The organism is Micrococcus sp. 116 (assembly GCF_902506395.1).
GTDB classification, from domain to species: domain Bacteria; phylum Actinomycetota; class Actinomycetes; order Actinomycetales; family Micrococcaceae; genus Micrococcus; species Micrococcus luteus.
Genome location: NZ_LR732370.1, coordinates 831,198 through 839,002 on the forward strand (window position 1 = coordinate 831,198; position 7,805 = coordinate 839,002).

Sequence of the window (7,805 nt, forward strand, 5' to 3'; positions counted from 1 at the left end):
GACCCGCCCGTCAGTCCGCCGCGATCTCCGCGACGACGGCGCCCGTCACCTGCACGAGGTCGGCGGGCGCGATCTCCACATCCAGGCCGCGTTGCCCGCCGGAGACGTACATGAGCTCCGCGTCGAGAGCGGAGGAGTCCAGGACGACGGGGTGGGGCCGGCGCTGGCCCAGGGGCGAGACGCCGCCCCGCACGTAGCCGGTCCGGCGTTCGACGACCGCCAGATCGGCCAGGGCGAGCCGCTTGACGCCCAGCACCGCGGCGGCGGCCCGCAGGTCCAGCTGACCGGACACGGGCACCACGCATGCGGCGAGCGCGCCGTCGGGGTCCGCCACCATCAGCGTCTTGAACAGTCGGTCGGCGGGCACGCTGAGCGCCCGGGCGACCTGGACGCCGAACCGCTCGCCGCCGGCGTCGAGGGCCACGTCGAAGGTGTGCAGCCGGTACGGGACCCCGGCGGCCTCGAGTGCGGCGACGGCCGGCGTGGCCGCCCCGTGCCGGGCGCCGCGATCCTTCTTGCGCTGGCCCACGGCGGACTCAGGCGATCCCGGCCTGCTCGCGCACGTTGCGCTTGATGCGGCCGAGCATGGCGGACATGCCGCGCAGCCGCAGGGGGGTGAGGGCCTTGGCCAGACCGAGGCGGGTGGGGATGTCCTCGGGCACGTCCAGGACCTCGAGGGCGCTCAGCCCGTCCAGGCCCTGGGTGAGCACGGAGGCGAAGCCGCGCGTGGTGGGCGCCTCCGGGGGAGCGGTGATGAAGAGGCGGACCGGGGCCTGCGGGCCGGGCTCACCCCCGAGCTCGACGGCCAGGAACAGCGGGGTCTGACACTCCACGACCTGCTCCATCTCGGCCTCGTGGCCGTCGTAGCGTTCCGGCAGCGCCGGCAGCTCGTCCGAGAACTCCAGCAGCAGCTCGAGCTTCTCGGGATCGGGCACCCCGGCGAAGTCGTCGATGATCTCGGCCAGGGCGGCGGGCACGGCGTGGTTCTCGGTCATGGTGTCCCAGTCTAGTGATCCACGCCGTGCCGGGGGCTTAGCGCGCGGGGGCCTCGCCCGGCTCTTCGCCGACGGCGATGGGCAGGCGCACGGCGTTGCCCCACTCGGTCCAGGAGCCGTCGTAGTTGCGGACGTCCTCGTGGCCGAGCAGGTACTTGAGCACGAACCACGTGTGGGAGGACCGCTCGCCGATGCGGCAGTAGGCGATCACGTCGTCGCCCTCCTGCAGGCCGGCGCCGGTGCGGTAGACCTGCTCCAGCTCGGCGCGGGACTTGAAGGTGCCGTCCTCGTTGGCCGCGGACGCCCACGGCACGGACGCCGCCGTGGGGATGTGGCCGCCGCGCAGGGTGCCCTCCTGCGGGTAGCCGGCCATGTGCGTGGTCTCGCCCGTGTACTCGGGACGGGAGCGGACGTCGATCAGCGGGGTGGTCCCGATGGCCTTGAGGACGTCCTCGCGGGCGGCGCGCTCGGTGTGGTCGTCGCGCTCGATCACCGGGTACTCGGCGCGGGCCACGGTCGGAACCTCGCGGGTGGTCTCGCGTCCTTCCGCGATCCACTTGTCACGGCCGCCGTCCATCAGGCGCAGGTCCTCATGGCCGTAGAGGGTGAACACCCACAGGGCGTAGGCGGCCCACCAGTTGGACTTGTCGCCGTAGAACACCACGGTGGTGTCCCGGGAGATCCCCTTGGAGGCGGCGAACTCGGCGAAGGCCTCGGGGCCGACGAAGTCGCGGGTGACGGGGTCGTTGAGCTCGGTGTGCCAGTCGACGCGCTGGGCGCCGGGGATGTGGCCGGTGGAGTAGAGGAGAGCGTCCTCGTTGGACTCGAGGACCACGACGTCCTCGTCGCCGACATGGTCGGCGACCCACTGCGTGGACACCAGCTTCTCGGGGTGGGCGTACTCGGAGAACTTCGCGGCGGTATCGGTCATGGCACTGCCTTCCTTCGCGTCGGGCGGGCCCGCACGGGCCCGGGGCGGGCGGCACGACGACGGCGGGTTCCGTGTCCGTGCCCTGCGCGACAGATTACGGCACATCGGTGTCACGTAAGAGGGTAGGGGCCCCTCAGTCCGGGACACGCGAGGTCACATGGGTCGGGTCCGCGGCCCGATAGCATGGCCCGGAATCCCCGTCGTCGACCCTGGGAGTGTCCCGTGGCTCAGATCGTCCACCTCGCCGACCGTTCGCCGCAGGTCACCCCGGACCAGCTGCTGGCCGGCTTCCACCCGTCGTACCGCTTCGGCACGGTGTCCTTCGACACCTACATCCCGGACCCCGCGCACCCCTCGCAGGCACAGGCCGTGGAGCGGCTGCGCCGGTTCGCGGCAGACCTCGGCCGGGGCGGTTCGGGCGGCGGGTTCCTCGGCGGCCTGTTCGGCGGGAAGAAGCGGGCGGCAGGGCCGGCCGGCATCTACCTCGACGGCGGCTTCGGCGTCGGCAAGACCCACCTGCTGGCCTCGACGTGGCACGCGGCCCCCGGGCCCAAGGCGTTCGGCACGTTCGTGGAGTACACCAACCTCGTGGGCGCCCTGTCCTTCCGCAAGGCGGTGGACGAGCTCAAGGAGTACACCCTCGTGTGCATCGACGAGTTCGAGCTCGACGACCCGGGGGACACCGTGCTGATGTCCCGCCTCATGCGCGAGCTGGCCGACGCCGGCGTGCGCCTGGTGGCGACCTCCAACACCCTGCCGGGCTCGCTCGGCGAGGGGCGCTTCGCGGCGCAGGACTTCAAGCGCGAGATCCAGGTCCTGGCCGACCAGTTCGAGGTCATCCGCGTGGACGGCGAGGACTACCGCCACCGCGGCCTCTCCGCCGCCCCGTCGCCGCTGGACGACGCCGCCGTCGAGGCCACCGCCCAGGAGAACTTCCCCGACGCGGGTGTGCTCGCCGTGGACGACTTCGCGGACCTCACCGCGATGCTCTCCCGCGTGCATCCCTCCCGCTACCGCGAGCTCGTCAAGGACGTGGACGTGCTCGCCCTCCACGACGTGCACACCATCACGGAGCAGGCCACGGCCCTGCGCTTCGTGGTGTTCGCGGATCGCCTGTACGACAAGGACGTGCCCGTCCTCGCCTCCGGTGTGCCCTTCGACGCCCTGTTCACGCAGGAGATGATGCACGGCGGCTACATGAAGAAGTACTTCCGCACGGTCTCCCGCATGACCGCCCTGGTCCGGGAGGGCCAGACGGGCGTGGCCGAGCACAAGTGAGCCACCGCCCCTGACCGGCACGACGACGGCGCGCACCCGAGACGGGTGCGCGCCGTCGCCGTGTGCGGGGCAGGGTCAGTGCACGGCGCGGAAGCACAGCGCCGCCCGCTTGCCCGGCAGCTCGACCTCCCGGTCCACCGTGAAGCCCAGAGCCCGGGCGGTCTTCACGGCCCGCGTGTTGCGGACGTCCGGCTCGATCACGAGCCGACGCGTGCCGGGGCGTGCGCCCAACCAGTCCACAATGCTCCGGTAGGCCGTGGCGCGGGCGCGCCCCTGCAGGCCGCCGGGGGCGGTGATGAAATGGAATCCGAGGTCCCCGTCCCGCACCTCGTAGGCGCCGCCGACCTCCTCCGCGCGAGGGTCGTAGGTCTGCACGAGGGCCACGAGGGTCCCGCCGTGCCACACGAGGTGGTTCGCGTGGGTGGGCTGGAACTCGAGGAAGTCGTAGACCTCCTCGACGTCCTGCACGCTGTGCCCGCGCATCCCGTAGAACTCCGCCCGCGGCTCCGTGACGAGTGCGTGGATCAGCGGGGCGTCCAGGGCCGGGCGGACGCGCGTCATGGTCAGGCCCAACGCCCCGACGCCGACCTCGGCCACGATGCGTCCCGGAGGGGCCCCGCCGGGGACGGAGCGGGCGGGTGCGACGCCGCTGCCGGCGGACGGGGGGACGGGACCGGACGGCACGGGCAGCAGGCGGCCGGCGGCCCACGCGTCCAGCTGATCCGTCACGTGCCCGCCTCCGAGACTGGAGGCGCCGAACGGGACGACCCACCGGCTGCGGGTGCGGTCGCCGAGGTCGAACACGACCCGGGCCACTGGCCCGCGGTGGGTGCCGACGGCCAGGCCGGGGGCGTGCGAGGTGGCGCAGACCGCGTCCGCGGTGCCGCCCACCCGGACGGACCCGATCGTGTCGAGCACGTCGGCGAGCCCCGGCACATCCGGCCCGCCGGGATGCTCGTGCGTGAACAGGAACGGGGTCAGGGCATGCGCCGCACCCCACGTCCGAGCCGTGTCGTCGGGGCCCGGCGGCTCAGCGGCGTCGCCGACGGCGGCGACGGCGGCCCGCACGAGGTCCCTCGTCGACGCTGCGACCCCCAGGGCCGCGCGCAGCGGCTCCGGCCCGCGCTCGGCGAGCGCCGCGCCGACCCATGCGGCGGCGTCGCCCCACGGTGCCCACGGGCCGCCGAGCAGGGCCCGCGAGGCGGGCGGCAGGTGCGCGATCAGGGCGGCGGCCACCTCGTGCTCCACGAGGAGCCACCAGCGGGCCGCGGCCGATCCGGCGGCGGCGTCGCCGGCCCACGCCGGGACGGACTCCGCGGCCAGCACGCCGTCCGCGACGAGCGCGTCGACGGCGTCGGCGAGCCAGGCCCGCGGCGCGCCCGGGGTCCGGGTGTCCGTCTGCAGGGCGGCCATCGCGTCCACGGTCCGCTCCTGCGGTGCCAGCGCCTCGAGGGCCTCCCGGATGCGGCGGGACCGCCACGGCGCGCACGCGTCCACGGTGAGGCAGGCGGTGTCCGGGTGGGGCTCGTTGGCCGCCACCACGACGTCGTCCGCCGCGGCCGGCGCGGGCCAGCGCACCCAGCGCTGATCGAGGGACCCGTCGGCGGAGCCCCGGCCCAGCGCGGAGGCCCGCGCCGCACCCCAGGCCGAGCGTCGATCCCGGCGCCGCACGGCCCCGGCGTGCCGGGTGAGCACCGTCCGCCGGTCCGCGACGATCACGCGATTGACCGGCTCGACGTGCCCGTCCAGCACCGCGCAGGCCTCCGCGGCGCTCGCGGCCGTGAGCAGCCGGCGCGCGCTCGGCAGGCCGGTGTCGGCGCGGTCCCAGGCGGGGAACCGCATGCTCACCGGGCCGGCGCCGGGCACGTCCACGAGCCGCCCGCGCGGGGTGTGGGCCACCCGCAAGTCCACGGGGTCGCCGCCGCGCACGTGCACCCGCTCGGTCCGGGCGTCGAGGACCTCCGGCCCCTCGGGGGCGTCCTCGAGGACCATCTCGAGCGAGGACACCATCGCCGAGGTCGTCACCCACGCGACGTGCTCGGACTGCCCCACATGCGGGACGCCCGGCACACCGGGGAAGGCCAGGCCGACGACGTCGACGCGGTCCCGGGGACGCTCGGCCTCCACCACGAGGCGCACCTGCTGGTAGACGCCGGGCAGCTCGAGCAGCCGGTGCGGGTCGGCGGCCACGAGCGGAGCGCCCTCGGCGCCGACGCGCACCGCCCAGGCGTTCGAGCCGTCCGCGTCGGGGCGCGGCGAGATCAGCGCCGCGGCGAGCGCGGGGAAGCGCTCGGCCAGCAGGGTGCGGAACAGGGCGGCCGGCGCGTTGGTCAGCCAGACGTTGTAGCCCAGGTGCAGGGCGAGCGCCGTGTGCGGGTCGAACGGCAGCGGCTTCACCCCGTGGGCGGCGAACTCGGGCGCGCGCCGGGCCCCGGCGTCCAGCCCCGCGTTCACGCCGTCGGCGAACCGGGTGAACCAGGCCCGGTCCTCCGCGTCGTCGAGGGCGTTGAACGCCTGGCGGGCCGCGCCGTCCAGGTCCATCTGCCGGGCGGCGACGTCGTTCGCCACCGCCGGCGGGCCGAACACCTCGGCGCTCATGCCGGTGACCCGGCGGTGCTCGCAGTCGACCTGCCAGGCCCGCTCCGTCGCCACGTGCCACCCCTGGAGGTAGGCCAGCTCGGGCAGGGACGCGGCCACGAGCGTCGGCACGCCGTGCGCGTCCCGGTGGCAACGGCCCGCCACGTCACCCGTCGCCGTCCCGGTCCACGCGTCCGCGCTCATGCCGCGGCGTCCTGCCGGAGCTCCGCCAGCGCGCGGCGCAGCGGCGCGGCCACCGGGTTGGCCAGGCGACCGGCGTAGAGCAGCGAGCCCGACGGGTCCGTCAGGTCCACCATCTGCGTGGCGTTCCGCAGCTGCAACCGGTTCAGGCACGAGTGCGCGAAGTCCTCCGCGTCCAGGCCGAGGCGCTCCACATCCGCGAGCCCCAGGGCCGTGTACTCGGCGAGGACCCGCCCCACCACGGCGTAGAACTCCTCCGCCGGCAGCAGGGCGTCCGCGTCCATCACGTCGGCCAGATGGCGCAGCACGCCGTCCAGCATGTCCGTGAAGAAGGAGAGGGAGAGGTCCTCGTCGGTGAGGTCGATGCGGATGCGCCGGGTCTGCTCCGTGAGCGGGACGCCGTCCGCGCCGACCACCACCTCCTCCCCGATGTCCTTGAGGAAGGCGCCGGTGACCCGTCCCTCCCGCAGGCGGAGCACGATGTTCTCCCCGTGGGGCATGAACACGGTCGAGTAGGCGGCGGCCAGATGCACCAGCGGGGTCACGTAGGCCGTCACCACCCCGTGCAGCCACTGCGCCGCCGTCAGCCCCGAGCGCTCCACGAGCGCCCCCGCCACGGAGCGGCCCCCGCCGTCCCGGTGCAGCAGCGCCGCCATGGTCATGACCCGCTCGCCCTCCGCCAGGCGCGGCAGCGGACTCTCCCGCCACAGGGCGGCGAGCATCTTCGTGTGAGGACCCTTCGAGCCCACGGCATGGAAGGCGTCCCCGGTGTACCCGGCCGAGGCGTACTCCCGCAGCACCCCGAAGCCCCACCTCGCGAGCAGGGGGTCGGAGTCCACGAGGTCGGCCACCACCGCGTTGATCGCCGGGGTGACGGACATGTACGCGGGGGAGAGGCCGCGCACGAACCCCATGTTCTGCACGGACAACGCCGTCTTCAGCTGCGGGGCGTGCGGGTCGCTCGCGTTGAACAGGGTGCGCACCGCCTGCATGGCCGTGAACGCGTCCGGGTCTTCGCCCACGTGCACCAGCCGCCCCGCGGCGAGGTCGGGGGCGAACGCCACCTGGATCCGGTGCTCCCACTGCCACGGGTGCACCGGGATCAGCGTGTACGCCTCCGGATCGACGTCGAGCGCCGCCGCCCGCTCCGCCCACAGGCCCGCCACCGCCTCGGTGATCGGCGGGGGCGGCGCCGGCACGGCGGCGCCCGCGCTCGCGGTCTTGGGCCAGGTCCACCGTCCCCCGAGCTCGGAGGGGAACGCGAGCCACACCGGGTGCAGCGCCCGCCCGCCCTCGGGGGCGAACATCGCGTACTCCGTGGCCCCCCAGCCGATGCGGCCGTTGGTGGCCACGAAGCCCGGGTGTCCCTCGCTCATGGCGGCCTCCACCGCCGTGTAGTCCGCGTCCACCAGGTCGGCGGCGGACGGGCGCTCGCCGGCCAGGGTGTGGCACCGGGCGGCGAAGGTGGAGGCGAGCTCCTCGAGATAGACGTCCAGCGCCTCGCCGGCCAGCCCGAGCACCTCGGCCGCGTCGAGGACGAAGCGGTCGACGGCCACCGCGTCCGGATCCCCGGCACGGCACACCGAGTCCGGATCCACGCCGAGGTGCTCGAGCGGGAGGGCACGCGCGGTGAACGTCCACCGCACCCCGCCCAGGGTGAGCGTGTAGGCGTGGCGGCCGGCGTCGTCGACCCGCTCGCCGCGCACCGGCGTCAGGAGCCGCTCATGGGTGAACTCGCGGATCGCCTTGGCGACGAGCAGCCGGTGGGCGTGCCGGGCGGTCGGCGCCGTCAGCGCGTCCAGGCGGGACGGGGAGGACGGGGG

The 7,805-nt window shown here is 74.7% G+C and carries 6 protein-coding genes; 1 reads left to right on the plus strand and 5 read right to left on the minus strand.

The window, feature by feature from the left end; genetic code table 11:
- Positions 1-10: 10 nt before the first annotated feature.
- Genes CITRIK5_RS03925 through CITRIK5_RS03935 form a run of 3 tightly spaced genes read right to left on the minus strand, consistent with a single transcriptional unit; the run spans position 11 to position 1,926 of the window.
- Positions 11-529, minus strand: a complete 519-nt coding sequence (locus tag CITRIK5_RS03925; protein WP_069941367.1) for an aminoacyl-tRNA deacylase — start codon at positions 527-529, stop codon at positions 11-13.
- 7 nt (positions 530-536) lie between these two features.
- Entirely contained in the window at positions 537-995 is a 459-nt protein-coding gene (locus tag CITRIK5_RS03930) for a SufE family protein (RefSeq protein WP_070708839.1), read from the minus strand.
- A 37-nt stretch (positions 996-1,032) separates the two neighbouring features.
- A complete protein-coding gene (locus tag CITRIK5_RS03935) occupies positions 1,033-1,926 on the minus strand; it encodes a sulfurtransferase (protein ID WP_123244432.1) in 894 nt (297 codons plus the stop codon).
- Between the two features lie 222 nt (positions 1,927-2,148).
- On the opposite strand from CITRIK5_RS03935, the gene zapE reads away from it, so the two are divergent.
- The gene (gene zapE, locus CITRIK5_RS03940; RefSeq protein WP_036340820.1) at positions 2,149-3,204 is read left to right on the plus strand and encodes a cell division protein ZapE; all 1,056 of its coding nucleotides are present in this window, start codon (positions 2,149-2,151) and stop codon (positions 3,202-3,204) included.
- 75 nt (positions 3,205-3,279) lie between these two features.
- Here zapE and CITRIK5_RS03945 read toward each other — a convergent pair whose 3' ends face one another.
- Together CITRIK5_RS03945 and CITRIK5_RS03950 are read right to left on the minus strand one after the other, a co-directional pair.
- A complete protein-coding gene (locus tag CITRIK5_RS03945; RefSeq protein WP_113914430.1) occupies positions 3,280-5,985 on the minus strand; it encodes a GNAT family N-acetyltransferase in 2,706 nt (901 codons plus the stop codon).
- A partial coding sequence (locus CITRIK5_RS03950; RefSeq protein ID WP_159833107.1) for an IucA/IucC family siderophore biosynthesis protein occupies positions 5,982-7,805 on the minus strand: 1,824 nt, incomplete at its 5' end. The genes CITRIK5_RS03945 and CITRIK5_RS03950, both read right to left, overlap by 4 nt.

Excerpts from the sequence above, each read along its gene's own strand:
- CITRIK5_RS03945 (WP_113914430.1), bottom strand. The coding sequence starts at position 5,985 with ATGAGCGCGGACGCGTGGACCGGGACGGCGACGGGTGACGTGGCGGGC.
- CITRIK5_RS03930 (WP_070708839.1), bottom strand. The coding sequence starts at position 995 with ATGACCGAGAACCACGCCGTGCCCGCCGCCCTGGCCGAGATCATCGAC.
- CITRIK5_RS03935 (WP_123244432.1), bottom strand. The coding sequence starts at position 1,926 with ATGACCGATACCGCCGCGAAGTTCTCCGAGTACGCCCACCCCGAGAAG.